Source organism: Pseudomonas sp. NA-150 (assembly GCF_044336365.1).
Classification (GTDB): Bacteria; Pseudomonadota; Gammaproteobacteria; order Pseudomonadales; family Pseudomonadaceae; genus Aquipseudomonas.
On record NZ_CP172305.1, the window covers coordinates 5,527,867 to 5,553,902 of the forward strand.

The window sequence follows — 26,036 nt, forward strand, 5'->3', positions numbered from 1 at the left end:
GTTCAATGGTCGAGCAACTGAAGCGCTGCCGGGGTTTTCGGCGGCAGGGTTTTCGCTTCGCTCGGCACGTCGGCGCCTGCCGACAAACCACCACCCAGCGCCACCACCAGTTCGGCATGTGCGGTCAGACGTGCTGCCTGCACCTGCTGTTGGATCTGTTGCTGGCGGAACAGTAAGGTCTGCGCGTTGAGCACGTTCAGGTAGTCGGTCAGCCCGCGCTTGTAGGCGATCAAGGCAATATCGTAGGTCTTTTGCGCCGACGCCACCGACTCCGCCGCCAAGCTTTGTTGCTTGTCCATCGAGGCACGACGGATCAACTGATCGGAAATATCCTTCAGTGCAACAATCAAGGTCTGGTTGTACTGAGCGACCGCCATGTCATAGCCGGCCGATGCCTCACCCAATTCACCACGCAGGCGACCGCCGTCGAAGATCGGCAGGCTGATCGCCGGGCCGCCGCCGTAGTTGAATTTATTGCCACTCAGGAACGAGAGCATGCCGCCGCCGGTCGCGATGTAACCGAGGTTGGCCACCAGGTCGACGTTGGGGTAGAAGCCGGCATGCGCAACATCGATACCGCGCGCCTGGGCAGCGACCCGCCAGCGACTGGCGACCACGTCCGGACGCTGGCCCAGCAATTCGGCTGGCAATGCCGACGGCAGTTTCAACGCGGTCTGCAAGGACAACGTCGGCCGTTGCAAGGCGGCGCCATCTCCCGGGCCCTTGCCGGCCAGCGCTGCCAATTGGTTGCGGCTCAGGGCGATGGCTTCGTCCAGCGAGTCGATCTGCCGATGGGTTTCCGGCAGCGGGGTTTCGGCCTGGCTGACTTCGAAATGGGTACCCAGCCCCCCGTTCAGGCGCCGTTGCGCCAGCCCGAGGATTTGTTCCTGCTGGGCCAGCGTGGCCTGGACGATATCGCGCTGGGCGTAGTTCAACGACAGCTGGATATAGGCGCGAATGATGTTGTGCTGCAACTCAAGCCTGGCCAGTTGCTCTTCGGCCGCCGTCATGTGCGCGATATCCAGCGCTTGCTCGGTGGTATTGCTGTCTTTGCCCCAGAGGTCCAGGGAATAGCTCAAGCCCACCGTCGCATTGTTGTCCCAGGTGGTGGTGTTGGACAGTTCGCCCGGGCCGTAGAACTGGTCGGTCGGCCAGTTGTGGCGATCAATCGCCGAGGTGCCTTTGATATGCAGCGATTCGCCAGATTCTGCAACACTGGCCATGGCCTTGGCCTGACGCACCCGTGCAGCCGCCATCGCCAGGCTTGGGCTGCCCTGTACCGCCAGGTCGATCCAGCGATTGAGCTGTTCGTCCCCGTATGCGCGCCACCATTGGGCAGCGGGCCAATGGGCTTCTTTTGCCGCGCTTTGGATGGCTTCGTCAGTCGCCAGGGCATTGGCCTGCATGGATTGGCTTTGCGGGCCGATTCCATGGGTACCGATACAGCCGCCGATTGCCAGCGAAAATGCCAAAACAGTGAGTGGCTTGAGGCCTTTGATCATGCTACGCGGCACTGCTGCAAATCCCCGACTGAGGTGAGTAGGTTGTAGCCAGCAAGTCTAGAGGGGCGTCAGGGGCGCGATAAGACGGGTGAAGTGCGATTCTTTGTTACCAATCGGGAAATAATCCCCCGGCCTGGCTCACACGCCACAGATACTTCATGTCACAATTTGCTATCTCATCAGAGAACTGCCAATGGATACCCTGCAAAACATGCGCGCTTTCAGCTGCGTGGCGCAAGCTGGCAGCTTTACTGCCGCCGCCATCCAGCTCGATACCACGACAGCCAACGTGTCCCGCGCAGTCTCGAATCTGGAAGCTCACCTGCAAACCCGACTGCTCAACCGCACCACGCGACGCATTGCCCTGACCGAAGCCGGCAAGCGTTACCTGCTGCGCTGCGAACAAATCCTCGGTTATGTCGAAGAAGCTGAAGCCGAAGCCAGCGATGCCCATGCACGCCCGGCCGGTCAGTTGAAGGTGCATTCGATGACCGGCGTCGGCCAGCACTACGTGATTGATGCGATTGCCCGCTATCGCAAGCATCACCCGGACGTGAGCTTCGACCTGACCATGGCCAACCGCGTGCCGGACCTGCTGGACGAGGGCTACGACGTGTCGATCGTGCTGGCCAGCGAGCTTCCGGATTCGGGTTTCGTGTCCCAGCGGCTGGGCATCACCTACAGCATCGTCTGCGCGTCCCCGGCCTACATCATGGCCTTTGGCGCGGCGCAGAAACCGCAGGACCTGCTCAATCACGCGTGCCTGAGCCTGGTCAGCCCGGTGATTCCGCTGGAGAAATGGGTGTTCGACGGCCCTGAAGGCCAGGAAATGGTGACCATCCCCAGTTCACCCTTCTTGGTCAACTCCGCCGACGCGATGAAAACCGCGATCAGCAGTGGCATGGGGGTTGGCATCCTGCCGATTTACTCAGCCATCGAGGGCCTGCGCAACGGCACGCTGGTGCGTGTGCTGCCGGAATACCGCTCGCAAGAACTGAACCTGTACGCGATCTATCCGTCGCGGCAGTACCTCGATGCGAAGATCAGAACCTGGGTCGAATACCTGCGCGGTTCGTTGCCAGAGATTCTGGCGGCGCACGAAGCGGACCTGAAGACCCACGATTTGCTGAATGCGTCCATCTGATCGCAAACCTCCTCGCAAGAACCTGATGCCCAAGGACGGGCAAGAATGTTAGCGTGCTACGCATTGTTCATGTAAAGCGCCCATTTGAATCGTCCAAGAGTATCTGCCCGATGAAAAAGACCGTCCTTGCCTTCAGCCGTGTATCTCCTGAAATGGCCGAGCGCCTGCGGCAAGATTTCAACGTGATCGTGCCCGACCCGAAACTGGGCGATATGAATGCGCAGTTCAATGAAGCCCTGCCCCACTCCCACGGCCTGATCGGCGCCGGTCGCAAACTGGGCCGTGAGCAGCTGCAAAGCGCCAGCGTGCTGGAAGTGGTGTCGAGCATTTCCGTGGGTTACGACAACTACGAGCTGGGCTACTTCAACGAACGCGGGATCATGCTGACCAATACCCCGGACGTGCTGACCGAAAGCACCGCCGACCTGGCGTTCGCCCTGCTGATGAGCAGCGCGCGCCGCGTCGCTGAACTGGATGCCTGGACCAAGGCCGGTCAGTGGAAACGCACGGTTGAGGCTGCGCATTTCGGCACTGATGTTCACGGCAAAACCCTGGGCATCGTCGGTATGGGCAACATCGGCGCGTCCATTGCTCGCCGTGGCCATTTCGGTTTCAACATGCCGATTCTGTACAGCGGCAACAGCCGCAAACCCGAGCTGGAACAGCAGATGGGCGCGCAATTCCGCAGTCTGGATCAACTGCTGGCCGAAGCGGATTTCGTCTGTCTGGTGGTGCCGTTGAGCGAGAAGACCAAGCACCTGATCGGCGCCCGCGAACTGGGGCTGATGAAGTCCAGCGCGATCCTGATCAACATTTCGCGCGGGCCGGTGGTCGACGAACCGGCGCTGATCGCAGCCCTGCAAAACGGCACTATTCGTGGCGCCGGGCTGGACGTGTACGAGAAGGAACCATTGGCGGAGTCGCCACTGTTCCAACTGAGCAACGCGGTGACCCTGCCGCACATCGGTTCAGCCACCCACGAAACGCGCCAGGCCATGGCAGACCGTGCCTACAACAATTTGCGCAGCGCGTTGCTGGGTGAGAAGCCGCAAGACCTGGTGAACCCGCAGGTGTGGAAGGGCTGACCGGAACCATTTTTGTAGGAGCGGGCTTGCCCGCGATAGCGGTTTGTCTGACGTAATGCTATCGCGGGCCATCGCGCATCGACCGGCCGCTCCTACAAAGGCTCAAGCCAACTTCCCAGATACTGGAACCACCACCTTCGGCTTCCTGAACACCAGCACGTTGCCCAGCATCACCAACACCAGCCCCATCAGTGCGGGCATTGTCCATTGGTAACCTTCGGCGAACGCCGAGATATTCAGCGCGACCACCGGGAACAGCACCGTGCAATACGCCGCACGCTCCGGGCCCATGCGTCCGACCAGCGTCAGGTACGCGGTAAAGCCAATCACAGAGCCGGCAATCACCAGATACGCCAGCGAACCGATGTAACGGGTGTTCCATTCGAAACTGAACGGCGTACCACTGAGCAGGCAATAAATACCCAACATCGCCGCGCCATACAGCATGCCGTAGGCGTTGGTGGTCAGCGGACGCAGCCCGGCTTTCTGTTGCAGGCTGGAGAGCATGTTGCCCGCCGAGAAACACAAGGTGCCGAGCAACGACAGACCGAGGCCGATCAAGGTTTCGCGGCTGGCGCTATGGCCGACCAATTCCGGCCAGAACAGGCACGCCAGGCCCAGCAGGCCCAACGCTCCGCCGGCCAGCACGTTACGCGCGACATTCTGTTTGAAGAAGATTCGCGCATTCAACGCGTTCCACAGGGTCGCGGTGGAAAACACCACGGCAACCAGGCCGCTGGGGATCCACTGGCTGGCCGTGTAGAAACACATGAAGTTGACGCAAAACAGGCACAGGCCCTGGGCCAGGCAGATCAACTGGCCACGACGATTGACCTTCTGCAAGCGCCCGCTCAGCAGCAACATCACAAACAGCACGAGCGCGGCAAAGCCGAAGCGATAGACAATCGACACCGGAATCGCCACGTCGCCAAGCTGCAACTTCAATGCGATCCATGTGGTGCCCCAAATCAGCACGGTCAATAGGTATAAAGAAATGTTCATGACGGGCTCCCTGAATGAGCCCTCAGTCTGCTGATTCAGCCGACCGTCGACTTGCACAATCTTGCGCTTTTGCGCGCTGACAGGCTGGCAGGACAGGTCCTACAGGGTACGATGCCGGATGTAGAGGACCCACTGATGTCGACCATGGACTCCATCCAGGTATTTCAAGCCCTGAATAGCTCACCGCACGCGCGTCTGGAACAGACTGCGGGCCTGGGTGACGGGCTGGTCGCAGCCCTCTGGAGCAACTATCACGACGCCCAGGAGTATCACGGCCCGAGCCATCACACCTTGTCGTGCTACATCGAGGGCGGCACCGGCACCTTTCGTCGCGATCAGCCCAGTGCCAAAGGCAGTCCGGGCAAATTATGCGTGTTGCCTGCCGGTCATGAGTCCGCCTGGGTGGTCAACGGCGAACTGCGTCTGGCGCATTTGTACATCAGCCCCGAACAATTCGCCCTCGGCTGCGTCACCCTGCTCGACCGTGAACCGCGCGAACTGCAACTGCGCGAAAGCACGTTCATTGATGACGCCGAACAAACCCGCCGCTTCCAGCAATTGATCCAACTGAATTGGAACGAGCCCGCTGAACGTTTGCTGACCAGCAGCCTCGCTCACGAAATGCTCAGCCATACGTTGCTCAGCCAGGTCGGGCAACGTGAAGGCTTGCGCCTCAAAGGCGGTCTGGCGCCGCACCTGCGCCGGCAATTGGTCGACTACATCGAACATCGCCTGGCTGAACCGCTGAGCCTGAGTCAATTGGCCGCACAATGTGCGCTCTCGGAATACCACTTTGCGCGGATGTTCCGTGAAAGCTTCGGCTTGCCGCCGCACCAATACCTGTTGGCCCGACGGATGAACCATGCGCGGCATCTGCTGCGTACCAGCTCAATGCCCTTCGGCGACATCGCCATGGCCTGTGGTTTTGCCAGTGCCAGCCATTTCAACAATCGCTTTCGGCAAGTGATGGGCGCGACGCCGGGGGCGTATCGGTTGGCGTTTTTCAGCTAGCAAGGCGTTTTATGCATCACGCTTCAGGCAAGTTCAGGTGTCTATATTCACGCCCTGATAGCGGCCGAGTAGCGGCTTTGTCGGGCCGTCGGAACGTCAGCGCTTTTCGGGCAACATACCGCTGAGCACGGCGTCCCGGTCCAGAAAATGATGTTTAAGCGCAAGCAATATATGCCCCCCCACCAATGCTCCAGCTAACCAGGCGGAGAGTGTGTGCGTCCATAACGCCACGTCATACATACTTTGATCGGGCCCTACCAACGAGGGAAGTCGGAAAAAACCCATCAGCATGATCGGTTTACCGGCAACCGAACTCCAATACCAGCCAGAGAGCGGCACCAGGCAAAGTGGAATCAGATAGAGAAACAGATGACCGATTGCCGCACCACGCCGCATACCAGAGCTGACGCTCAGCGGCAAAGCCGGCACCGGGTGAGTCAATCTCCAGGCCACTCGTAAAATCACCAGAAACAGCACTGTACTCGCTAAACCCTTGTGTACAAATGTGAGGCTGGGATCCGTGCTGAAGATGTCTCGCGTGTAAGCCCCCAACATACCTAAACACCAACTTACGATCCAAATCGCACCTATTCCCCAATGTAGCCATTTGGCCGTTGCGGTGTAGCCAGTCGCTTTTTCTGAACGCACACATGCTCCTTGCAATCCATTAAACCCAATGAATATCCCAAACAATGAATGATGTTAGCCATTCGCGAATGGCTGCTAATGGCTACCAACATGACGTTTATTCTCTATTTTCCCCGCATGTTTGGCGAAATAGACCACGCATGAAAAAAGATCCGCTCACTCTAGAAGGATTTTTCAGATCCGGGAAAAATCAACTGTTACCAGTTGTCTATCCGGGCAACATCCGACTGCTCGCCGCCGATCAGCACTGACCGACGTCGTGCGGCAGAGGCATTAATGATAAATGTTCTCATATGAAAAAAAGACTGCCGCTTCCCGACCAATAAACACGGCGGTCTGGTCACTTATTTTTCAGTTTTGAAATATTTCTGCACAAAAGGGGGTTGAATTGTTTACCCATCGGCGCCAACACTGGAGGTGAGAGGCGAGTGATTGCACCTCACCCGAGTCAGGTCATTCACTCTCATGTGAGCAAGCCTAAGTAAGGGAAAAACTATGCAAATCCAGGTCAATAGCGATAACCACATCGATAGCACCAACCGTCTGGAGGAGTGGGTCCGTACCACCGTTGAAAGCACGCTCGAACACTACGAAGAAAATCTGACTCGCGTCGAAGTCCATCTCCGCGATGAGAATGGCGACAAACCCGGCCCGCATGACATGCGCTGCCAGATGGAAGCCCGGCCCAAAGGGCATCAACCGATTTCTGTCACTCATAAAGCCAATTCACTGGACCAGGCTGTGGATGGCGCTGCCATCAAACTCAATCATGCCCTCGAACACATGTTCGGCAAACTGCGCAATAAACGTGTAGGAGCCAATGCGCTGGCTGCCAATGAGGCTTCGGAAAACCCGGACGCCCTATTGCAGGAAGAGTTTCTGGAAAACGATCAAGCGCTGCACAGCTGATCGAGCTACCTTTTTAGTCATCTACCATCATCATTAGAGCCATCTAAAAAAAGGGCGGGAGCGCACAAGCGGCCCCGCCCTTTTTTATGGTCTACGTTCGGTGAAAGAACACGACCGTTCATCCAGCCTCGCGAACTTAGACCGTCGACAGCCGGTCAATAACCGCAGACTCCTTGAGCAGGTAACGGACCATGGATAACCCTTTCCAGCAGATCACCGATGCATTCCAGCCTGAATATCGAGTCAACCTGAGCATTCAAGGTGCCGGCGGTTGCATCATGTTGACCTTGTCCAACGAAAGCGGTGTGGTCGCCAAACGGCTGATCAGCACCGCACAGCGCAACGATCCGAAACGCCTGCAGCGTCTGATCGAAAGCGTACAATTCGGCATTGCCATCGAACAAGGCCACAGCGCGATGGAAATCCTCACCGCGATGACCAACAGTGATGTCCTCAATCAACTGTCGGTACCGCGCACCAACGTGTTACTCAGCCTGGTACAGCGGGCCAGCGTTTAAAGCTCGCCCTTCTCCTCGGTCAACGCCCCTTTGCTCCTGCCGTCCGGGTCAGGCACTTTGGATGATGGGAATTGCGACGACGCATAGCGCACCACCAGAATCGCAAACGCCAATAGCAGAATCGCCCCGGACAGGTACACCACGCCCAGATCCGGTGGATTGTGGTGCGACACGTCAGAGATCAACAGCCGCGTCAGGGCGGTGATCGCGACGTAGATCAGGAAGCGCACGGGCATGTGGTTGGTCTTGAAATAAATCCCGACCATCGCCCCCAGCTCCAGGTAGATGAACAGCAGCAGAATGTCATCGACCGTGATATGCCCCTTCTCCAGCATCTCGAGAAACGCCATGACCGCCGCCCAGGCCGTCACCCCACCGATGGCGAACAGCGCCAGGTAGTGGAAGGACTCTACGAACAGATTGCCCAACGACTCGGCCAACCCATGAACTTGCTGACGCAGGCGTTCAGCCCAGGTGATTTTCACAATGTACTTCCTTGAGTAATTCGAAACGGATGATGCCGTGCCAACGTGACTGATTGCCGTTGCACGGCATTTTTGTAGCAGATCGGGTGCCAGAGTCTATGGTTGAGGGCGTGGCGCGTTGTCGCAAGGCACATCCGCACGGCCACGGATTCGCAGCAAGGCAAAAAATGCCACTATCCAAATCGGATTGGTTCGCTTATGCTTTTAGCTGTATAAAAATACAGTGGTAGCAATTCACCTTTGCTGAAAGCGTTATCCAGCTGAGCCGGGGGAAACCCCATCCCATACTGCACCTGACGACGAGGCCGACAATGGCTGTTGAAACCCTTTATCGCAGTACCCGCGACTTGGAGACTACATTCGTGGACCGCAAACTTGCCGATGCACATGACCAGATGCTCGAGTTGGCTGAGTCGTTGACGGACGTCTTGCTGAAAAACGTGCCTGGGTTAAGCGAGAAACAGGCAGAAGATGCCAGCATCTATATGGCCAAGAATCGCGTTCTGTTTGCGGCCGCTTTCAAAGGCAATGCCGGTGCACTGGCAGAGCTCGGCCAACAGGACGGTGAAGCGCAATCGGAATGATGACTGCGCAGCGTGAGGGGCATGCACATAATGCCCTCTCCCCGCAGACCTGGAGGTGCAGTGCGGGCTTCACAACCTGCCCACGTTCACCGGTGAACGCTATCGGCGTCAAATAGTTAACGAGCCTTCCTTCCTTCGACTTCCAACACCTTTCTACCGATCCGCCTCAATAGCGGGCGCGAAACTTCGCGTCGCCAACCACCCCGCATTAACGCTCAATCAATCGACCTAAACTACTCACCGCTGGCAGTTCTTTGCTATAAAGTTCAGCAGAATTACGCGGCCTTTTTGTAACTCGACCACCGACAAATTGCGCATAATCTCACTCAGGATTTTCGGATCGCGACGTTACCCTCGTATAGATCATACGGAGTATGCAATCAACATGCAGGATGCTCGTCCAAACCCAACGCTTCCTCTGCAATATCTGGGCGAACGCCCGATATTCATGGACTTTCTACAGCAGGCGAAACGCTCGCCAGATGCAACCGCTGTCGTCGCTGAAGACACGACGTGCAGCTATCTTCAGCTGGAAGAGATAAGCCAGGGCATTGCGGCGTTTTTGATTGCAAATGGCGCTACAGCATCCGACCGGGTTGTTATTGTTTCGAGTCGCTGTGCCGGATTGGTCTATGCGATGCTTGGGGCAGCGCGTGCCGGATTGACGTTCACCGTTGCCGACATTGCCTATCCACCCGCGCGCGTGGGGCAGATCATTCAAGCCCTTCAGCCCGCCTTTGTTCTGTTGTGCGGCGAGGCTTCTGTTGACCTCAATCTCGAGCAACCCGCGCACGCAGCACACAGCGCGTCTCCGCAGATCGTCAGAATACCGGAGGCGCCGGCTCTGGCACTGCGTGAGTTCGCCGTTAGTCAAAAACCTTTGCCAGATGTCGACCCGGGTCATCCGGCCTACATCACATTTACCTCAGGCAGCACGGGCGAACCGAAAGGTATTGTCACCCACCATGCGCCGCTGGTTCATTTCATCGAGTGGCATAGCCAGCGTCACTCGCTGACAAAAGATGATTGTTTTTCCCTGCTTTCCGGTTTGGGTCATGACCCGGTATACCGCGACGTTTTTACTCCGCTCTCCATTGGCGCAAAAGTTATCGTTCCGGCGCAGTCGACCGTTATCGACCCTTCGGCGTTGGCGGCGTGGATACGAAAGCATGGCATAACCGTTATCCATCTTACGCCGCCCCTGGGGAAGCTGATTGAAACGGGCGCGAAGCTGAGTGGATTAACGCTCAACGATCTGCGCTATCTGTTTTGGGGCGGAGAGGCATTAAGTAATACGCTCTACCAACAAATGCGCGTCGTGGCCCCGCATGCCGTTAGCGTGAATTTTTATGGCACGACAGAAACGCCTCAGGCCATGGCGTACCACCCAATTGACCCTGAAGCCGATAACGCCAAAATTCCGCTTGGTAAAGGCATTGAAGGCGCGCAGTTGCTGGTCGTGGATGATGCGAATCAGCTGGTCGGCGAAGGCGCGGTCGGAGAGATTCTGATACGCAGCCCCTTTTTGTCCTTGGGTTACTGGGGTGACACCGCGCAAACCCGAGAAAAATTTGTGGTGAACCCGTTTACCCAGATCAAGGACGATATTTGTTATAGAACGGGCGACCTCGGCACTTATCTTTCAGATGGCAGTGTCAGTTACCTGGGACGGGGTGATAGTCAGGTCAAGATTCGTGGCCATCGAATCGAACTGACTGAAATCGAAAGCGCTTTGTCGCGGCACCCGCAGATCAAGCAGTGCGTTGTGACGGTCGCCAATGACAGTGCAGCGGTAAGACTGGTTGCCTATTGCGTGTCGACAACGCCGCTTTCATCTGTTGAGTTGCGTGAACATGTGGGCAATCAGCTCCCGGATTATATGGTGCCGGCGTTGTTTGTTTTTCTGGATGCCATACCGCTTACTCCCAATGGCAAAATTGATAAGCGGGCGTTACCGCCGATAGCCGTTAACACCGATGCGGCGTCCGTCGGTTCGAGCCAGGATCTGTCGCCGGTCGCGCTCAAACTGATGAACGCGTGGGCGGCAATACTCGAAGTACCGCGCATCGATGCGAACTTATCCTTCGTAGAGTTGGGCGGCGATTCGCTCTCGTTTGTTCAGGCCTCCATGGTGCTTGAAGAGCTTATTGGCCGTCTGCCCGATCGATGGGAAATGAAGCCGGTTCGTGACCTGTGTGCACTGGCCAGCAGCACCAAGACTTCAAGGTTTTCAGTGCGGGCAATGGAAGTCCCGGTTCTGTTACGCGTGATTTCCATCATATTTATTGTCATCGGACACTTTAATCTTATTTCAGGATGGCCCGTTTCAGGCGAGACGACGGTGTTATTTGTCGTGTCAGGTATCAGCCTGGCAAGGTTTCAATTTCAAGCCATCAATGAACGCGGCAACGCGCACATGCTTGCCAAGTCCATCGCCAGTATCGCGATACCCACCGTCCTGTACACCCTGTTGACTCAGGTACTGTTCCACAGTATTCACTGGCAATCACTGGTACTGATTTCAAATTGGTTTCCACCCAATCTCACGGGTGGCTTCGCCTATTGGTACATTGAAGTGCTTCTGCAAATGATAATAATCATTGGCTGTGCGCTGTCGTTCAAACGGGTGCGAGACATCATAACGTCCAATCCATTTCGCCATCTGGTGATTGCGGCCTGCGTATTGGCTGTGGCCGACATCCTCTTCGGTGCATATGTGTTTGATGCTGCCCCGCTGTTTAACCGGGTACCGCAGCACTACTTGCCGATCATGGTGCTCGGCATGGCCATTCACTACGCCAACTCAACAGCCCAGAAGTGGCTAGCCAGCGCGGTGACTGTGGTGGTGATGGGCTGGCCGGATATGCTGGCCATTTTCGGCTTTGGCGGGCATGTGTCCGTGAATCCGGAATACTATGACGTCGCAGCGCCTGCCGTTCTCGCAGCGATCTGGATCAAGTCAGTTCCCGTGCCCGGTATCATCGCGCGGGGACTTGCATTGATCGCGTCGTCAACACTGTTTATTTATTTGACCCACTTTCAGTTTCAGTCCCTGGCCCATCACATCTATGACCAGCCGGCGCTCGCGGTAGCGGTTGCCATAGTGGGTGGTATTGGCGTTGCCTATGCCTGGCACAAGGGCGTTCGAATGGTTGTAACGCGCTGGAGTGGGCACGGGAAGAAGAGCAGTTCGGACTCGATTGAGCGGGTAGCGTGAACGCAGGTTATTCCTGCGTCAGGCGGTAACGCCCCACCTGCGGCCCATACCAACAGGCTGCGGTCTTGGGGCGCGATCCTTTGCCTATTTGATCAGGAAGGGAATAAATCCAGCGTGCGCTCCATCTCATCCGGGTCGATGGTAAAGCCTTCGCCCGCTGGCGTTCCAACCACAAAGCCAAAATTCTGCTGGTCGCGATCCGTCAGGTACTTGTAATAACAGATGAAGCGATTTGGCGGCTGCAGGGTCAGTAGCGAGCCACCCGGCTGCAGTACATTGACACCATGTACCAGATGACTGCCCTCGATCCCGACTATGGTTTTCGCCCCGGCACAGGCCGCCACGATCGTCGCAACATCGGATTTAGACGGGTCAAGAATGCGAAAACCCCTGCGGTCACGCAGACGCTCAGCGAGTGCCAGTTCATTGTGCAGTATTCGCAATTCACCCGTGCCGCCGCGCAGAATGAATACGCCTGAGTGCGCGCTGTAGTTTACGTGGGACAGTAACTTGTCACCCATCGCGCGAAAGCGTGAATGCCGGCTGCGGTTTTGACTGAGATCGTCGAATATCACCAGCTCACGAAAAAACGCATTCCGTAAGCGAACCGGCGTCATGCCCAGCCAGTCTTCATACACCGGTGCATGGGCAGCGGACGACAGGTTCGCAAGTGCGGTCGTTACGGGAACGCCCTCATTGCAGGCTAATGGATAAGTGGCACAATCTTCCATTAACCATGAGCCAAACCATTGATTTCCACCGGCGGTACAGTAAATCGCGCCGCGCTCGATCTCGCTTTCCACGGACACTCTTGGCAGGCGACTCAGTCGGGGAGTCAAACTGGAGTTCGCATTGCCCTTGTACAACGTCCCGTCAATCAGCAAGACATCTTTAAGCAAGTAGCCACGGGTTGGACCATGTTCAACAGTGCCGACGCCTTCCATAGTCCGACGAGGATGTTCAAAAGGATAAAAGCGTTCTCCCTCCCAGCCTGTGACACGTTCGAGTTGATTGGGTAGAAAAAAAGCTGGTGGGGCAATCGATACCTCACCCGGCGCGATATCCCAACTTTTCACCGCTGCACTTTGCAGGATGTCCGCCGGTTTTCGCATCAGCCGTGATCTAACAATATGCGTGTACGCAGCAAGGCTCCACCGTGTTCGACTTCCGCTGGTCAATACACTCATCTCTGACATGTCACTCTCCCTTTACGGCGTCTCTACACACAACAATTAATGGCGCCAGCGCATCCGCTGCATTTGTTCAACATCAGAAAACGGCTCAGGTAGAGGGGATTCTTTCCATTATGGGTGGGGATTTCAAATGGGCATAACGACCACGCAATGTGTCGAGCAACAGTTCGCTTGGCGCTTTGGCACAGTACAGGTAAATTTTGAACAGCCCACCGAAGCCCATTTCACGATAGCGATTCGCGACTTCCTCATCGTTTGGCCCGTCCGGCAAGCCCAGATGCAGTGTCAGGTTCTTGCCCTCAACCGCAAATAGCGGGGTCTCCCAAAGGAGTTGGGCTGCGCCTACCTTGGGCAGCTGGACAAACATATAAGCGTGATTGCCCAGCGTATCGACATCACCACCCCGTCTTCTTTTCCATTCGAGAAGTCCGTCGTCCGGGCGGGCCAGGCAGGTGCCGATGTCGTAATAGTCAAAGCCATTTTCTATCGCCCACTCAAGGGCCATAAAGGTGGTAATCGAGTTGACCTCACGCAACTTCTTGGCATCTGAAAACACCGCCTCGGGGTAACCAAAACGAATCGTGCTCCAATAGCGCTTTCCGGCCCGAGTAATGACGCAGCCAAGATGGCAGGCAACCACTTCGTCATCCAACAGGATCAGATCGAGTCGGCCGCCGGACTTGGCGACCCTTGCCACCTCATGCGAGGGAATTTGCGAGGCCGTCGGGCCATGCCTTGCGAGGGCATAAGGCTGAAGCATTTCCCTGTCGACTCGTTCGATTTCTTCATCCGTCAGCGCCTGCCGCATACGGTAGCGTGGCTGGTTCTTGCGCAGGCTTCGGCGCAACTCGCTGTTGTACCTTGACGTAATATCCTCAATAGGCCGACCCAGCGGCACCACGGCACTCAGCAGGTGCGGCACATACAATGCGCCCAGGGTCGGCATTTCGCTGACCAGAACCCTGCGGCCCGATTTACCGGAATTCGACTGGCTGTCGGCCACAGAAGACTGCACCCCCATGAGTACTTTGGCCATCTCCCGCTGCGCTTTCCTTCCGATATAGACAATGTCGTAAGGACTGTCCTGGCGCAGTTTGAACCGGGCAACTTCCCAGCGCCAGAAACAGGCTCGCCCCAGCATGTCGCGCAGCCAGGCTGACGCTTCCCTTAGCTTAAAGCGTACCGAGGGCGACAGGAGCTTGCGGATCAGAACGGCTAAATTTTCTCTCATCGGTCGTTCGCACTCTTTAACTGTTCTGTTAGTTAACTAATAAATCCAGCGGTCGTTAAAGTCTGTTGATCAACGGGGTGAGGCCGCAGCCCGAGGCACGACTTCACCGGACTCCAGCTGGTCTTTCAGCCGGTAACTCTGCCCGCTGATCTGCACGGTATGAGCATGGTGGAGTAACCGATCCAGTAACACGGTGGTCAGTTTCGAATCGTCGGCAAAGGTCGTCGACCACTGACTGAATGGCAGACTGCTGGTCAAGACCACGCTGCCCTGCTCGTAGCGTTTGGCGATGACACTGAAGAACAGGTTGGCCTCCTCGCGCCCAAAGGGCAGGTAACCGATTTCGTCGATCACCAGCAGCTTGGGCTGTTCGACGACGCGGCTGTAGTACTGGGGCAGGCGTCCCTGCAGCTGTGCGTCGACCAATTGCAGGATCAGGTCGCTCGCAGAGATGAACTTGGTCGAGATGCCAGCCATGATTGCCCGATGAGCCAGAGCGCTGGCCAAGTGGGTTTTGCCAACGCCCGACGGCCCCAGCAGCAGCACGTTTTCTTTATGCTCGATAAACGTCAGCTCGGCCAATTCCAGAATCTGGCTCTGCGGCGCGCCGCTGGCAAAGGTGAAGTCGTACTGCTCAACCGTCTTCACCGCGGGCAGTCCGGACAGGTGCAGCAGCGTTGGACTCTGCTGTTCTTGCCGAGCCCGGTCCTCACTCAGCAGCAGTTGTTCGAGGAAATCGGCATGGCTGAATTCTCTCTCGACAGCCTGTTGGGCCAGTGCGGCCCACTCGGTGGAGAAACTGTGCAACTGGAACTGTTGGCACAAGGCTTCGATGCGCCGATGTTGCAGGCTTCTGAGTACTTCGTCAGCCGGCTGGGCCGAGGTCGCATCGGCACCGAGAGGAATCAGCGTACGCAACAGGAACAGCGGATTGCCCACCACATAACGATGGAATAATCGTTTGGGCTCTTTCATCAGCCTGAAGATCCACTCGCAATGCAGACTGCGCGTCCATTGCGGCGCCCGCACTACCTTGCCACCCATAAAATCCAGAATTGCCCCGCCACACACGATCAGGCACGGCGCGCCACTGACATTTAACCAGGCCGCCACCCGTGCAGCCACGGCTTCCTGCTTGGGCATTCCCATCCCCAGCACAATCAACTCCGGCTGCATTTGCTGGGCAAGGTTGATGTAGGTATCGACCCCGGCAAAGCCATGGTGAGCAGAGACGACATTGACCCCGAATAGCGCTTCACTGCGCTGTACCGCGTTGCTCAGGAAAGGCTCTTCAGTGCCCCAGAACGCCACACGCCGCCCCTTGAACGCAGCCAAAATCTTGGGGATAAAATCCGTGCCATTCATGTTCAGCCCAGGATTGAGGCCGATCCGGCGCAACAGAATCGCCAGGCCGAGGCCATCCCGTAACAACACGTCAACGGCCGACAGCGCCTTGTAGTAATTGGCGTCGCGCGCCACCAGGTTCAGCGCATGGGCATTGATGAAACCGAGCACGAGCGCCGACTCAGGTGTGGATAACGCTTCAAGCAGCTCCTGTTCATCATGCGGCTGACTGACCAATCGGAGTTTTCCGATCAGGGTTTTCCAGTTTTTCTGCCAGGTCAGGGCGCGCATTAACGGTCATCCCGCTTCGAGTGAACCCAATCAACCTGGCGCTTGATCAAAAATCCCAGATACAGGGGGATTTTTTTCACCACGTAGAACGGTGCGTAGAGCAAGGCTGAAAGAGAGATCAGCTCGCGACCGAATTGGCTCCATGCCAGCAAAACTGCGACACCCAGGAGTGCCATCGCAGCAGACGCTATCAACGCAGGAGCCAACGCTGCGAACAGCAAAAATGCCAACCATGAGAGGCTGAAGACAGCCGCCAACGCCAAGACCAATAGGGCCAACGGAGGGACCAGCAGATCCAGGGTCATGGCCAGCAGGTTGCCGTTACCCCGGCCAATCGACTCGACAAAAAGCTTAGGCGCATCACCGAGGATGACCCCCAGGTGGCCATGTTCCCAGCGTGTGCGCTGGCTACTTAACACTTCATCGCTGCCCGGAAAGTAACTGGTTACCCGCGCCTCAGGACAGAACAAAGGCGGCTTGCCATTGCGACAGAGATCGAGGCCCATCTTCAAGTCTTCAACGAGATGCCCACTGGCCAAGTTGATCAACGTCAGATCCCGCCAGTCAAAAGCCATTCCCGCCCCCATCAACTGACAAGGAAGACCCAGTCGAGCCCAGCCTCGTGGCCGCACCCGGTTCTTCACACACCAGGCGAACTCGGCAATCCGCACTTTCAGCGCTGCGCCTGCGGGTGCATGCATCAAATAGAGTGCTTGCACAGGCCGGCCCGAGCCGATGCAGCGTGTTGCCAAATGCTCGATAGCGCCCTCGCCCACCTGGCAATCGGCATCGACAATGATCACCACCTCCGGCGCTGCGCTTGCCAGATGCCGTACCCCGAAGTCCAGCGCATAACCCTTGCCACGCTGTTGATCACTGGTGCGCTCCACTACCTCTGCGCCCGTCGAGCGGGCCAGCGCGGCAGTGTCGTCATCGCAGTTGTCCGCCACCACCAACAGTCGGTCGCCCTTCAGCAATTGCGGGAGAATGCTAGTCAGCGTCGCGAGTATCAGTGAGGATTCGTTGTGCGCCGGCACCAACACCGCCACTCGCGGTCGCGACCCTTGCGCCAGCGGCAGCGTCCGCGCGGGCAAACAGGCCAGCAGCACTTGGGTAAACAGCACCAATGCCGGCACGAGGATGAGCACCGCCAGTGCTCCCAGCAGCCAATTGAGTAATGTGATCATGCTAGCGCCCTGAAAAAACTGGCTAACTTGGCCGCTTCAGTGTCGATATCGTGTCGTTCCAACACGCGCTGATAAGCAGCCTCCCCCATTCGCTGCAAGACGTCGGCAGGTTGCGCGAGGCAGTCCGCCATTGCAGTTGCCAGCTCATCCACCGCCCCAGCGGGAAATAGCCAACCGTTCTCACCCTGTCGAACCAATTCGGGAATGCCCGCCACGTAGGTCGTCAGTACCGGCCGACGCAAGGCCATGGCTTCCATGATCACCACCGGTAAGCCCTCGGCGAAGCTGGGCAACACCAAGGCGCGCGCGGCAAGAATTTCCTCGCGTACCTGCGCGCTGCTGATCCAGCCGGTAATTCGCACCCGTGCCCGCAACTCATACCGGGCAATCAGGGCTTCAATTTCCGCGCGCATTTCCCCGTCGCCGGCCAGCACTAGCTCGAACTCCACGCCTTGGGCCGCCAAGATTCGGGCAGCCTCAAGCAACAACAACTGGCCCTTCTGCTCACACAAGCGGCCTACACATACCAGCCGCGGCGCGGAGGGCGCCGCGACTGCCGGCACATCGTGAAACACCCGCTCCAGGCCGCAATGCACCACCTTGACCTTCGCCCAGTGCCCATGCGCCACCCAACGAAACAACTGGCTCCGTCCGTAAGAGCTGACCGCCGCGACAAACGCCGCACGCCGGACTTTCTCGCGCAATTTGATCAACAGCGGTTTGTCGAACTCTTCCGGGCCGTGCACGGTAAAGCTGTACGCAGGCCCACCCAGTGCATTGGCCAGCATCACCACCTCGGTTGAGTTGGTGCCAAAATGTGCATGCACATGCCCGGCGCCGAACGCCTGCAACCACTGCAGTACCTGGCACGCCTCGGCCAAATAGACCAAATGGTAGGGCCAGGGACGATCGGCACGCAGCCCCATGCGAAGTGCCAGCCACAAGGTCGAAAAAAAGCGCCGCGGCTGGGCACGCAGGACCTGCAACAAAGGCGCAATCAGCCCCTTGGCACCGCCTTGCAGCACATAACTGGTTTTATTGCGTTCTGACTCATCCTCGGCATCTACCAACTCCGCGTCCCAACCCCGCAAAGCAATGCGCTGAACCTCGAACCCCTGACGCTCCAGCGCCAGAATTTCGCGACGAATGAAGCTATGGCTGACTTTGGGATACTGATTGATGAAATAGGAGATGCGCATAACAACTCATCCATGACCAATGACTACTACTGTGCAAAGCACACGCCGTTCCAACATTACGATCGCACCGCTAGGCGCTTGCACTTGCCGATTGTGGGCTTGGCAAGGCGGCCTCTACCTGTGCAAAAACTTCATCCAGCAGCTCATGCCGCCGGCGGTACATGGCACGTTTCTTTGAAGAAATATCGTCAGGTGACTTCCTGGAGGACGCGGTAGGAATGGCGAAAAAATCTTCGCGTTCCGACTGAGTCGCGCCATGCTCCAACCATATGACGTCATAATTTGCCGCCAGGTCGTTAGCCTTTTCAGCCCCAAAGTAGGGGTGACGATGGTGTCGGTAGCCATCACCGACAGCATAAATACTCGAAACACCGACCGCTCTTGCGATGCATTTAATAACTTCGATCAAGAAGCTTCGAGGTCGCAGCCCCTCGAAATCCTTGGTCAGGTCCCGGTAAGTATTCAAGGACGTTTCGCTGTCCACGCCTTTGTGTATTCCCTGAACGGCGCCGATGAAAATGCACAATTCACCTTCCGTGCGACTCAAGGAGAACGCGATGGAGGCCACGCGCAAATCACCCCGAAACACGTTGAGCACCAACTCCCCTTCCCGCATAAACCAGGTCGGACGGTCCAGCACTAAAGAACAGCCACTGGAGTATTTCGACAAGTCGCTCAGCACCCGGCTTTCATCGCGCCCCAGCAACAACAGCTGCGGCCAGCAGGCGGCGACCACCTCATAGTGCGAGGCCAACACGCCGAACCTGTCCTCGGAGTTCCAGCTTTTACTGATGTAGGGCCATTGGACGACGCCAATGCAATCCACGCCCAGCGCCTCAAAATTGCTTTTGCCCAGCGCGTTCGACAGGCGCGACAAAAATAATTTCAGACCCGACCACTCCCGGGCGATCAGGGTCATCAATTTAAATTTGTTGTTCAAGTCCCGTAACGAGTACCCCGGGTACAAGACAAACACGCTTTTAACCACCGGCCGAACCATCATGGGAGTCTCACTTGTATTCGATCAACACCGACTTGCCGGTGCCGAATCTGTTCAATAGAAACTTTACTTGCCCAAACATCTCCGGGAATTTCCCCAGAACCAGGAAGAAAGCCTGCAGCCAGTTTTCCCGTGCCGACCTGTCACCCCGGCGTGCCAGGCGCACGACCTGTAGCGGGTAAACCAGCAGAAGCAGTAATCCGGACCCTCCCAACACCAAACTCGCAGCGATAATCGCCAAGGGGATGCCCAGGCCCCAGAACCATGCACGTCGCGACTCGCGCAACCAATGTTGCTCCGAAGCAGTCCCGTGCAAGAACGCACCTTCGGCAAACGCATACCCAGCCCGCAGGCTGCGCTGCCACCACTGACTGAAACGGGTCATGGCCGCATCGTGCAGGGTCATTTCGTCGACCAGACGCCACACCTTCCACCCCGCCGCACGCAGGCGCACGCACAACTCGGGTTCTTCTCCGGCAATCAGTTCCGGGCGAAAACCGGACATGGCGGCAAACGCGTCAGCGCGCATCAGCGCATCGCCGCCGCACGCCTTGGCCTCACCGATCGGCGTGTCCCATTCAAGATCACACAACAAGTTGTAAATCGAGCGTTGAGGAAAGCGTTCCCGTCGCCGCCCACACACCACCGCGACTTCAGGTTGCGCATCCAGAAACGCCTGCGCCTTCGGCAGCCAACCCGACGCCACCTCGCAATCACCATCGACGAACTGCACATACCGCAGCGCAGGCAACAAGCGCTGCACGCAGGCAAACCCTTCATTGCGCGCGCGCGCAGCCGTGAACGGAATGGCCAGGTCCAGCTCCAATACCTCGACACCGAGTGTTAGCGCCATCTGCACTGACCCATCGGTCGAGCCAGAATCGACATAAACAACTTTGTCCGCCGCGCCGACCAGCGAAGTCAGACAGCGCTCAAGCCGCGAACCTTCATTGCGACCGATAACTACAATGCCAATACCAGTAGCCATGGACTTCACCGCGGTTGGATCAACGATGTGATGCTGCCTGACATGGCCCATCGACGGGCTCATGCAAATTCCCTTCTGCCGCGTACTGTCTTTTTCTGACAACTGCCGGCACACCCACTGCAATCGAGTCGTCCGGCACATCGGTCAGCACCACAGCGTTGGCGCCAATCACCACATTGTTGCCGATACGAATATTGCCCAGTACCTTGGCCCCCGCACCGATATCGACATTGTTTCCCAGCACCGGAGCAATCGGCTTATCCACATTCTTCAGGCCGATGACCACGCCATTGCGCACACGGCAGTCATCGCCGAATCGTGCATACCCGCTGATCACGATGCCGCCAAAATGGTCGATGACGAAGTTGCGGCCGATGACGACCTCACACGGCAATTCGATACCCGTGAGGATCTGCACCAGTTTGAAAAGAAACTTGTACACAAAAGAAAGAAGCTTGCGCAGTACCGCCGGGCGCACGCCGTAACGCCACCGTCCAAAGCGATAAACCAGCAGCACCCAGAACCCCTGAGCACCCCAGTCGCCACCATGGGCACGCAAGTCCGCGCGTATGTTTTCGAACATGATCACCTACCGTGTGGGTTGGCTCGCGAACCGGGTATCGAACAGCAACGCCCATGTGGCACGACAATGCAGCCAGCTCGCCTTGATGGCAGCCCAGCCGCGCCCTTTCAACAGTGACTTGAGCGCCAAAACCAGATCACCCAGACTCACTAGAAGCATATGCAGTGCCAACCCGAGTACGCCGTGATGCTTACGGAAATACAAAAGCTCGCTTTCGATTTGCAAGGTGGATATCTGTCGACTGGCCTTATCCAGCTCAGCAACCGACTTGGAGCTTTCCCCGCCGATGTGCACCACCGTGGTGTGCGGGTAATAAACCACCTTCCAGCCGGCCTGTTTAACGCGTTTACACTGGTCGACCTCTTCGTAGTAGAGGAAGTAGCGCGGGTCGAACAAGCCCACCTGATCGATGACTTCACGGCGGATCAAGTAATAGCATCCCGGTAGCCAGTCGCACTCACGTACCGAGTCATGGTCCCAGGTCATTTCATCAATCATTTTCAGGCCTGGGAAAAAGCGCCCAAGCCCTGTCCGGGCGACGAATACGTTCAATGGCGTGGGGAAATAACGACAGCTAGGTTGCAGATCACCCTCTCGCCCCACCAGCCGAACGCCCAATACTCCACAATCGGGGTGAGCCTCCATGTAGTCGAGGGTTTTACTCAGGGTATCCGCCGCCACAAAAGCGTCGGTATTGAGGAGTAACGCGTACTTGCCTTGCAGGTGCTCGACCAACTGATTATTGGCTCGACCAAAGCCAACATTGTTCTTGTTAGCGAGCAGAAGTGCCTCTGGACACACCGTTGCCAGGCGCGCCACCGAGTCATCGGCAGAGGCATTGTCCACCACGAGATAACTCACTTGATGCGCACGGTCAGACTGACGCAAGGCGTCAAACATCGGCTGCAGTAAGCCCGCAGTATTGTAGTTGACGATCAGCACATCAAGGAGTGCATTAGCCATTCGGTTCCCCCCCGAAAAAGTACTGCACTCTCATCGCGGCCAGTGTCGACTCCAGTTGAGGGTCATAAGAGCCAGTGCGCTGTTTAATGAGGTCAATCCACGGATACTCCAGGCTCCGCTCTTCGAGTCTTTTGATCATTTGTTCCATGGTACAAATGACCTTCGCCGGGTTACCCCCGACCACCACCCCAGGCGGAACGTCTTTGGTGACGACAGCGCCAGCGGCGACGATTGAATCCGGACCTATGGTCACGCGAGGCATGATGATAGCGCCATGCCCGACGCCACTGTTGTCACGGATATCGATGATGCCGACCGAATCAAGTTTCATGTTGTAACTTTTTTCTAGCAGACTCACCACGCCGTCATGCCCAAGTAACGTGCAGTCCGACAAACTTACGTTATTACCCAGCCGCAGTAGAGAGGGGTCGGTGATATTGCACCCGGCATTAATATCAACATTAGTGCCCATGGAGTGCAACCCACCCCAGCGGGACAGGTACTCAGCCCACTCTCGCCCGTTGGGTCGATAAAACTTCTTATAGATTGAGCGACCACGCCCTGTGGACATGGCAAAGTTACCCAATGCTTTCCTTACCCATCCGATCATTCTACCTGCCTCCCTAATACACTGATTGGAACTGCGACAGTGCCGGATATACTCCTTATCTTTGCTGATCTTGCCACCCCGTCAATCAATGGCACTCAAATCAACCTCAATAGCACTGCACTTGCATTTTTAACACTACCACTTTAAATCTACCGCCGTTAACCCTGCCATGTCAGGAATTACTGGCCGACATCAACTTCATTTTGTCATTAAGATGATCTGCCAGCCTTAATGCAAATTGCAACAACGGCATCGTCGGGTTACTGGCTCCGCCGGTGGCAAAAATACTGCTCCCCGCGACGTAAAGATTTTCGGTACCAAACACTTTGCAGTTGGTGTCTACCACCCCGAACTCAGGTGAACTGGCCATTCTTGTGGTGCCCATGTGGTGGGCGTGAGGCGCCACTTTCAGCGGCAAGGACGGATCGTAAACGTACTCGTTCAGTTTGACGAACCCGAGCCCCGACTCGGCAAAATATTTGGCCATTTCCAGCCCGATGACCTTAATGGTGTTCCTGTCCGCAGCACTCAGTTCCCAGTGAATGTTCACTTTGGCCATCCCTAACTCATCCCGCTCGTTGAGCAGCGAAACATAGCTTTGGGCGTTGGGAAACTGTTCGATCAAGGTGGTGATGACGCCATCGCCCGGGCAATTGAATTTGGCAATATAGTCGACCTTGTGCGCGACGCCCATTTCGCAGGTGAGATTTTCGAAAAAGTCCTTAACACCGGCGGTTATACCGTAGGCTTTCACCTCTGACAGAACCGTGGTGGTGACGTTACCCTTGCCTGAGTGGTATTCCTTCACGAACGCATCGGTCGTGTAGTACTGACAAGGGTCTCTCGACTGGCCGTCCTTCAGAATGAAGGTGCCCATATCGACGTTCAGATGCTCCATGAAGCAACGGCCGACGAGGCCGTCTTTTTTTACGATACCGCCGGCCACCAGAGACTCGCTGTTGAGCAACTGCCTGGCATTCTCGATCGCACCTGTCGCCAGAATGAAGTTTTTTGCCTTTAGCTTTTCTCGGTGCGAGTTGTAATCAGCCACCACCACAGACGCGATGCGGCCCGACGCGTGGTCAAACTCGATATCCACGCAGTTACAATTGATGAAGAGATCAAGCCCATCGGTCTTGGTCAGATCGTCAGTATATTTCTGGGCAAATCGCGTCGGCGGGCTGAGCAAGAAGCGATCAGCGTCAAATTCGTCGCCGCTCAAAGCCGTGTTAATCGCCTTGAAGTCCTCCCCGGAAGGAAGATCCACAATCGCCATGGCCTCCGGCAGGTAGCGCTTGATCTCGCTGAAGGCTATGGGCCAACCGGGTAAATCGCCCGGCGGAGGAATGGCGAAGTCGGACGGCTCGAAGGGACGGCAACGCCCGGCCCAATGATTGGAGGTCCCGCCCAAAAAGCGCAGTCGTGTTTCCTCGGCATAGACGTCGAGGCCTGACGATGGGCACTTATAGAGCGTTTGCGAGCGCTGTGCATATTCGTGCCCGCCGCCCTCGAGCAGCACCACACTCCAACCAGCCCGTGCCAGGCGCAAGGCCAGCGTGATACCGGCTGGCCCCCCACCAATAATGCAAAAATCATAGGCGTCGCGCAGTTCTTTCTGCGACTGGTAATCTTTGATCATGCTGACGTATTCCGGAAATGCTGGGCAGGCAACACCCAGCCGTTGATAACGACATACTTCGATTGATCAACGGATTGCCGTGCAACGACATAGGGAAGTCCCAATACCGCCCCGCCCAGGCCCACAATGGTGCACCGCCAGAGAAAACCTCTGCGATTAAGCGCCGGAATACTAAAGTCAAGTTCCCTCATGATCCCCAGACCCCCGCCATTATCATTATTTAGAATTCAGCCAATGTATCAATATCAACATACTTGGTCGCTTTGACCATCACCTGAATGCTCCCTTACAAATTACCAGAAACCATGGCCCCCAGGTTAAATCAGAGCCACTTGACAAGGCTCAAAAACAACTCACCACACACGGCCCCCACCGCCAACATCGGCAATACAACAAGCTCACGCTTTATATCAAAAAGACCTATCTTGCAGTTGACATATACAATCAGCACCAGCGTTGAGAATGTATGCAGGGCGACACCCCATATTGCATAGTTCACCCCACCAATCGCCAACAGCAGAGGCAGCAGCACCCACAACGCGACCACCCGAATTATATTATCCATCGCCAGGTATTTTGTGAGTCCCAACGCCAGCCAGGCTTGATGCGACAGCGTATAGCGCAAGGTGAAGAAAGAGAGCGATAAAATCGCCATCATGGGACCGGCGCCGGAATAACGCTTATCGTACATCCAGTCAATCAGGAGCGGGCTGATGATAAAGAGCAGCCCACAGACAAACAGCAAGGCAAGATCAAACATCAATCTGAACCGGAAATACAAGGTTCGCAGACGCACGGTGTCGTTATTTCTGGCGGCCTCACTGAGGGCTGGCAGGGTCACGGCCCCACATAACTTCAGCACGCCGGTCTGAAACGCCCCGAGAATCAGCGAGGCGATGGAGTAAATACCCAGCTCTGTCGCCGACATGCTGCCACCGAACCAGATGCGGTCGCCATACATGGCCAACACGCCCACTGCCGAAGACAGCAGTATCCAACGGCCATAGGCAACCAATTCCTTGAGCGCCGCGCGTTCCCAATGCAGTTGGTTGTGCGGCCCCGGGAAGCTGAGGTGACCCAGCGCCGTACCGACCACGGCCGACACCAGTCCAGCGGCCACCAACGACCAGATGGACCGCGTCAAATAACCGGCCACCAGCATCACCAGCAGGCCGGCAACCTGCGAGCCAATCTCGACCAGCACCACTTTCTTTTGCTGGAAGGATCGAACGGCCACATCCATCTTGGTCGACTGAAAACCAAAGATGACCGCAGTAAAACCGGTCAATGCCAGTACCCATGGCAGCTGTGGGACCGCATAGGCAGAATCGGCCGGCCAAAGGTTGATGACTTGCGCAAACCAGGCGCCGACAGCCACCAGCAGCGTCAACCCAAACAGAACCAGGCCGCGCACGATCTGCACCGTCCAGGCGGTATTGAGAAAATTCGGGTCGTCGCCACGCGGGCTCTGGATGATGTTCTGGCGCAAACCGACATCGGAAAGCAGGTGCAAAAGCACTGAAACAGTGGTAGCAATGGCCATGACGCCGAACATTTCCGGCACCAGCAAGCGAGCCATGATCAGGTTGCCCCCCAGACGCATGGCTTGTGATACCACCAGTGACACCAGATTCCATGCCCCGGCCGATATCGCGCGCCTACGAAGGCTCACGGTTGGCGATACATCAATCAACGGCATAACA

Annotated in this window: 23 protein-coding genes and 1 pseudogene; 7 read left to right on the top strand and 17 right to left on the bottom strand. The window is 56.7% G+C overall.

From position 1 onward, the window contains the following. Positions 1-2: 2 nt before the first annotated feature. Positions 3-1,502, bottom strand: a complete 1,500-nt coding sequence (locus ACF0H7_RS25975) for an efflux transporter outer membrane subunit (protein WP_397454022.1) — start codon at positions 1,500-1,502, stop codon at positions 3-5. A gap of 193 nt (positions 1,503-1,695) precedes the next feature. Here ACF0H7_RS25975 and ACF0H7_RS25980 point away from each other — a divergent pair, with 193 nt between their 5' ends. After that, positions 1,696-2,646 (top strand): LysR family transcriptional regulator, encoded by a 951-nt coding sequence (locus ACF0H7_RS25980; RefSeq protein ID WP_397449697.1) that lies wholly within the window; start codon positions 1,696-1,698, stop codon positions 2,644-2,646. Between the two features lie 110 nt (positions 2,647-2,756). Continuing rightward, positions 2,757-3,731 (top strand): 2-hydroxyacid dehydrogenase, encoded by a 975-nt coding sequence (locus ACF0H7_RS25985; RefSeq protein WP_397449698.1) that lies wholly within the window; start codon positions 2,757-2,759, stop codon positions 3,729-3,731. 102 nt (positions 3,732-3,833) lie between these two features. Here ACF0H7_RS25985 and ACF0H7_RS25990 read toward each other — a convergent pair whose 3' ends face one another. Continuing rightward, positions 3,834-4,733: a DMT family transporter gene (locus ACF0H7_RS25990; RefSeq protein ID WP_397449699.1), complete on the bottom strand. Its 900-nt coding sequence runs from the start codon at positions 4,731-4,733 to the stop codon at positions 3,834-3,836. Positions 4,734-4,868: 135 nt separating this feature from the next. Here ACF0H7_RS25990 and ACF0H7_RS25995 point away from each other — a divergent pair, with 135 nt between their 5' ends. Continuing rightward, a complete protein-coding gene (locus ACF0H7_RS25995) occupies positions 4,869-5,744 on the top strand; it encodes a helix-turn-helix domain-containing protein (protein ID WP_397449700.1) in 876 nt (291 codons plus the stop codon). Between the two features lie 96 nt (positions 5,745-5,840). Here ACF0H7_RS25995 and ACF0H7_RS26000 read toward each other — a convergent pair whose 3' ends face one another. Continuing rightward, positions 5,841-6,392 carry a cytochrome b gene (locus ACF0H7_RS26000; RefSeq protein WP_397449701.1) on the bottom strand — a complete coding sequence of 184 codons (552 nt, stop codon included), beginning with the start codon at positions 6,390-6,392 and terminating at the stop codon, positions 5,841-5,843. Between the two features lie 495 nt (positions 6,393-6,887). On the opposite strand from ACF0H7_RS26000, the gene ACF0H7_RS26005 reads away from it, so the two are divergent. Beyond that, complete coding sequence (locus ACF0H7_RS26005; protein ID WP_397449702.1) at positions 6,888-7,301, top strand: HPF/RaiA family ribosome-associated protein; 414 nt, start codon at positions 6,888-6,890, stop codon at positions 7,299-7,301. A 191-nt stretch (positions 7,302-7,492) separates the two neighbouring features. Next, positions 7,493-7,819 (top strand): DUF3509 domain-containing protein, encoded by a 327-nt coding sequence (locus ACF0H7_RS26010; protein ID WP_397449703.1) that lies wholly within the window; start codon positions 7,493-7,495, stop codon positions 7,817-7,819. On the opposite strand, the gene ACF0H7_RS26015 is transcribed toward ACF0H7_RS26010, so the two are convergent. Then, a complete protein-coding gene (locus tag ACF0H7_RS26015) occupies positions 7,816-8,304 on the bottom strand; it encodes a phosphate-starvation-inducible protein PsiE (protein ID WP_397449704.1) in 489 nt (162 codons plus the stop codon). The two genes, ACF0H7_RS26010 and ACF0H7_RS26015, sit on opposite strands and share 4 nt — an antisense overlap. A 311-nt stretch (positions 8,305-8,615) precedes the next feature. Between ACF0H7_RS26015 and ACF0H7_RS26020 the strand changes: the two genes are divergently transcribed. Both ACF0H7_RS26020 and ACF0H7_RS26025 read left to right on the top strand, forming a co-directional pair. Next, positions 8,616-8,888 carry a YebG family protein gene (locus ACF0H7_RS26020; RefSeq protein ID WP_397449705.1) on the top strand — a complete coding sequence of 91 codons (273 nt, stop codon included), beginning with the start codon at positions 8,616-8,618 and terminating at the stop codon, positions 8,886-8,888. Positions 8,889-9,273: 385 nt separating this feature from the next. Further along, complete coding sequence (locus tag ACF0H7_RS26025; protein WP_397449706.1) at positions 9,274-12,105, top strand: amino acid adenylation domain-containing protein; 2,832 nt, start codon at positions 9,274-9,276, stop codon at positions 12,103-12,105. A gap of 92 nt (positions 12,106-12,197) precedes the next feature. Here the strand turns inward: ACF0H7_RS26025 and ACF0H7_RS26030 are convergent, their stop codons facing one another. The 13 genes and pseudogenes from ACF0H7_RS26030 to ACF0H7_RS26090 form a co-directional block, all read right to left on the bottom strand. Beyond that, on the bottom strand, positions 12,198-13,301 hold the full coding sequence (locus tag ACF0H7_RS26030) for a glycosyltransferase 61 family protein (RefSeq protein ID WP_397449707.1): 1,104 nt from the start codon (positions 13,299-13,301) through the stop codon (positions 12,198-12,200). 85 nt (positions 13,302-13,386) lie between these two features. Then, positions 13,387-14,529, bottom strand: a complete 1,143-nt coding sequence (locus ACF0H7_RS26035) for a hypothetical protein (protein WP_397449708.1) — start codon at positions 14,527-14,529, stop codon at positions 13,387-13,389. Between the two features lie 69 nt (positions 14,530-14,598). Further along, positions 14,599-15,435: an IS21-like element helper ATPase IstB gene (gene istB, locus ACF0H7_RS26040; protein WP_397454023.1), complete on the bottom strand. Its 837-nt coding sequence runs from the start codon at positions 15,433-15,435 to the stop codon at positions 14,599-14,601. Continuing rightward, positions 15,433-16,164, bottom strand: a pseudogene (locus ACF0H7_RS26045) (WecB/TagA/CpsF family glycosyltransferase); the annotation flags it as partial. The gene istB and the pseudogene ACF0H7_RS26045, both read right to left, overlap by 3 nt. Beyond that, positions 16,164-17,351: a glycosyltransferase family 2 protein gene (locus ACF0H7_RS26050; protein WP_397449709.1), complete on the bottom strand. Its 1,188-nt coding sequence runs from the start codon at positions 17,349-17,351 to the stop codon at positions 16,164-16,166. The gene ACF0H7_RS26050 and the pseudogene ACF0H7_RS26045, both read right to left, overlap by 1 nt. Then, entirely contained in the window at positions 17,348-18,550 is a 1,203-nt protein-coding gene (locus ACF0H7_RS26055; protein ID WP_397449710.1) for a glycosyltransferase, read from the bottom strand. The genes ACF0H7_RS26050 and ACF0H7_RS26055 overlap by 4 nt, the downstream gene beginning before the upstream one ends. A 70-nt stretch (positions 18,551-18,620) precedes the next feature. Continuing rightward, positions 18,621-19,553, bottom strand: coding sequence for a DUF535 family protein (locus ACF0H7_RS26060; protein WP_397449711.1), 933 nt, complete (start codon positions 19,551-19,553; stop codon positions 18,621-18,623). A 7-nt stretch (positions 19,554-19,560) separates the two neighbouring features. Further along, positions 19,561-20,538 carry a glycosyltransferase family 2 protein gene (locus tag ACF0H7_RS26065; RefSeq protein WP_397449712.1) on the bottom strand — a complete coding sequence of 326 codons (978 nt, stop codon included), beginning with the start codon at positions 20,536-20,538 and terminating at the stop codon, positions 19,561-19,563. 19 nt (positions 20,539-20,557) lie between these two features. Further along, complete coding sequence (locus ACF0H7_RS26070) at positions 20,558-21,121, bottom strand: serine O-acetyltransferase (RefSeq protein ID WP_397449713.1); 564 nt, start codon at positions 21,119-21,121, stop codon at positions 20,558-20,560. A gap of 6 nt (positions 21,122-21,127) precedes the next feature. After that, positions 21,128-22,084 carry a glycosyltransferase family 2 protein gene (locus ACF0H7_RS26075; protein WP_397449714.1) on the bottom strand — a complete coding sequence of 319 codons (957 nt, stop codon included), beginning with the start codon at positions 22,082-22,084 and terminating at the stop codon, positions 21,128-21,130. Continuing rightward, entirely contained in the window at positions 22,077-22,694 is a 618-nt protein-coding gene (locus ACF0H7_RS26080) for an acyltransferase (RefSeq protein WP_397449715.1), read from the bottom strand. Before ACF0H7_RS26080 ends, ACF0H7_RS26075 begins: the two co-directional genes overlap by 8 nt. Before the next feature lie 172 nt (positions 22,695-22,866). After that, a complete protein-coding gene (locus tag ACF0H7_RS26085; RefSeq protein ID WP_397449716.1) occupies positions 22,867-24,333 on the bottom strand; it encodes an FAD-dependent oxidoreductase in 1,467 nt (488 codons plus the stop codon). A gap of 322 nt (positions 24,334-24,655) precedes the next feature. Continuing rightward, positions 24,656-26,032 (bottom strand): oligosaccharide flippase family protein, encoded by a 1,377-nt coding sequence (locus ACF0H7_RS26090; RefSeq protein WP_397449717.1) that lies wholly within the window; start codon positions 26,030-26,032, stop codon positions 24,656-24,658. Positions 26,033-26,036 lie beyond the last annotated feature (4 nt).

Excerpts from the sequence above, each read along its gene's own strand:
- ACF0H7_RS26090 (WP_397449717.1), bottom strand. The coding sequence starts at position 26,032 with ATGCCGTTGATTGATGTATCGCCAACCGTGAGCCTTCGTAGGCGCGCG.
- ACF0H7_RS26075 (WP_397449714.1), bottom strand. The coding sequence starts at position 22,084 with ATGGCTAATGCACTCCTTGATGTGCTGATCGTCAACTACAATACTGCG.
- ACF0H7_RS25995 (WP_397449700.1), top strand. The coding sequence starts at position 4,869 with ATGTCGACCATGGACTCCATCCAGGTATTTCAAGCCCTGAATAGCTCA.
- ACF0H7_RS26010 (WP_397449703.1), top strand. The coding sequence starts at position 7,493 with ATGGATAACCCTTTCCAGCAGATCACCGATGCATTCCAGCCTGAATAT.
- ACF0H7_RS26030 (WP_397449707.1), bottom strand. The coding sequence starts at position 13,301 with ATGTCAGAGATGAGTGTATTGACCAGCGGAAGTCGAACACGGTGGAGC.
- ACF0H7_RS26080 (WP_397449715.1), bottom strand. The coding sequence starts at position 22,694 with ATGATCGGATGGGTAAGGAAAGCATTGGGTAACTTTGCCATGTCCACA.
- ACF0H7_RS26035 (WP_397449708.1), bottom strand. The coding sequence starts at position 14,529 with ATGAGAGAAAATTTAGCCGTTCTGATCCGCAAGCTCCTGTCGCCCTCG.
- ACF0H7_RS26055 (WP_397449710.1), bottom strand. The coding sequence starts at position 18,550 with ATGCGCATCTCCTATTTCATCAATCAGTATCCCAAAGTCAGCCATAGC.
- ACF0H7_RS26070 (WP_397449713.1), bottom strand. The coding sequence starts at position 21,121 with ATGTTCGAAAACATACGCGCGGACTTGCGTGCCCATGGTGGCGACTGG.
- ACF0H7_RS26025 (WP_397449706.1), top strand. The coding sequence starts at position 9,274 with ATGCAGGATGCTCGTCCAAACCCAACGCTTCCTCTGCAATATCTGGGC.
- ACF0H7_RS26060 (WP_397449711.1), bottom strand. The coding sequence starts at position 19,553 with ATGATGGTTCGGCCGGTGGTTAAAAGCGTGTTTGTCTTGTACCCGGGG.
- ACF0H7_RS25980 (WP_397449697.1), top strand. The coding sequence starts at position 1,696 with ATGGATACCCTGCAAAACATGCGCGCTTTCAGCTGCGTGGCGCAAGCT.
- ACF0H7_RS26020 (WP_397449705.1), top strand. The coding sequence starts at position 8,616 with ATGGCTGTTGAAACCCTTTATCGCAGTACCCGCGACTTGGAGACTACA.
- ACF0H7_RS26005 (WP_397449702.1), top strand. The coding sequence starts at position 6,888 with ATGCAAATCCAGGTCAATAGCGATAACCACATCGATAGCACCAACCGT.
- ACF0H7_RS25975 (WP_397454022.1), bottom strand. The coding sequence starts at position 1,502 with ATGATCAAAGGCCTCAAGCCACTCACTGTTTTGGCATTTTCGCTGGCA.
- ACF0H7_RS26085 (WP_397449716.1), bottom strand. The coding sequence starts at position 24,333 with ATGATCAAAGATTACCAGTCGCAGAAAGAACTGCGCGACGCCTATGAT.
- ACF0H7_RS26065 (WP_397449712.1), bottom strand. The coding sequence starts at position 20,538 with ATGGCTACTGGTATTGGCATTGTAGTTATCGGTCGCAATGAAGGTTCG.
- ACF0H7_RS25985 (WP_397449698.1), top strand. The coding sequence starts at position 2,757 with ATGAAAAAGACCGTCCTTGCCTTCAGCCGTGTATCTCCTGAAATGGCC.
- ACF0H7_RS26050 (WP_397449709.1), bottom strand. The coding sequence starts at position 17,351 with ATGATCACATTACTCAATTGGCTGCTGGGAGCACTGGCGGTGCTCATC.
- ACF0H7_RS25990 (WP_397449699.1), bottom strand. The coding sequence starts at position 4,733 with ATGAACATTTCTTTATACCTATTGACCGTGCTGATTTGGGGCACCACA.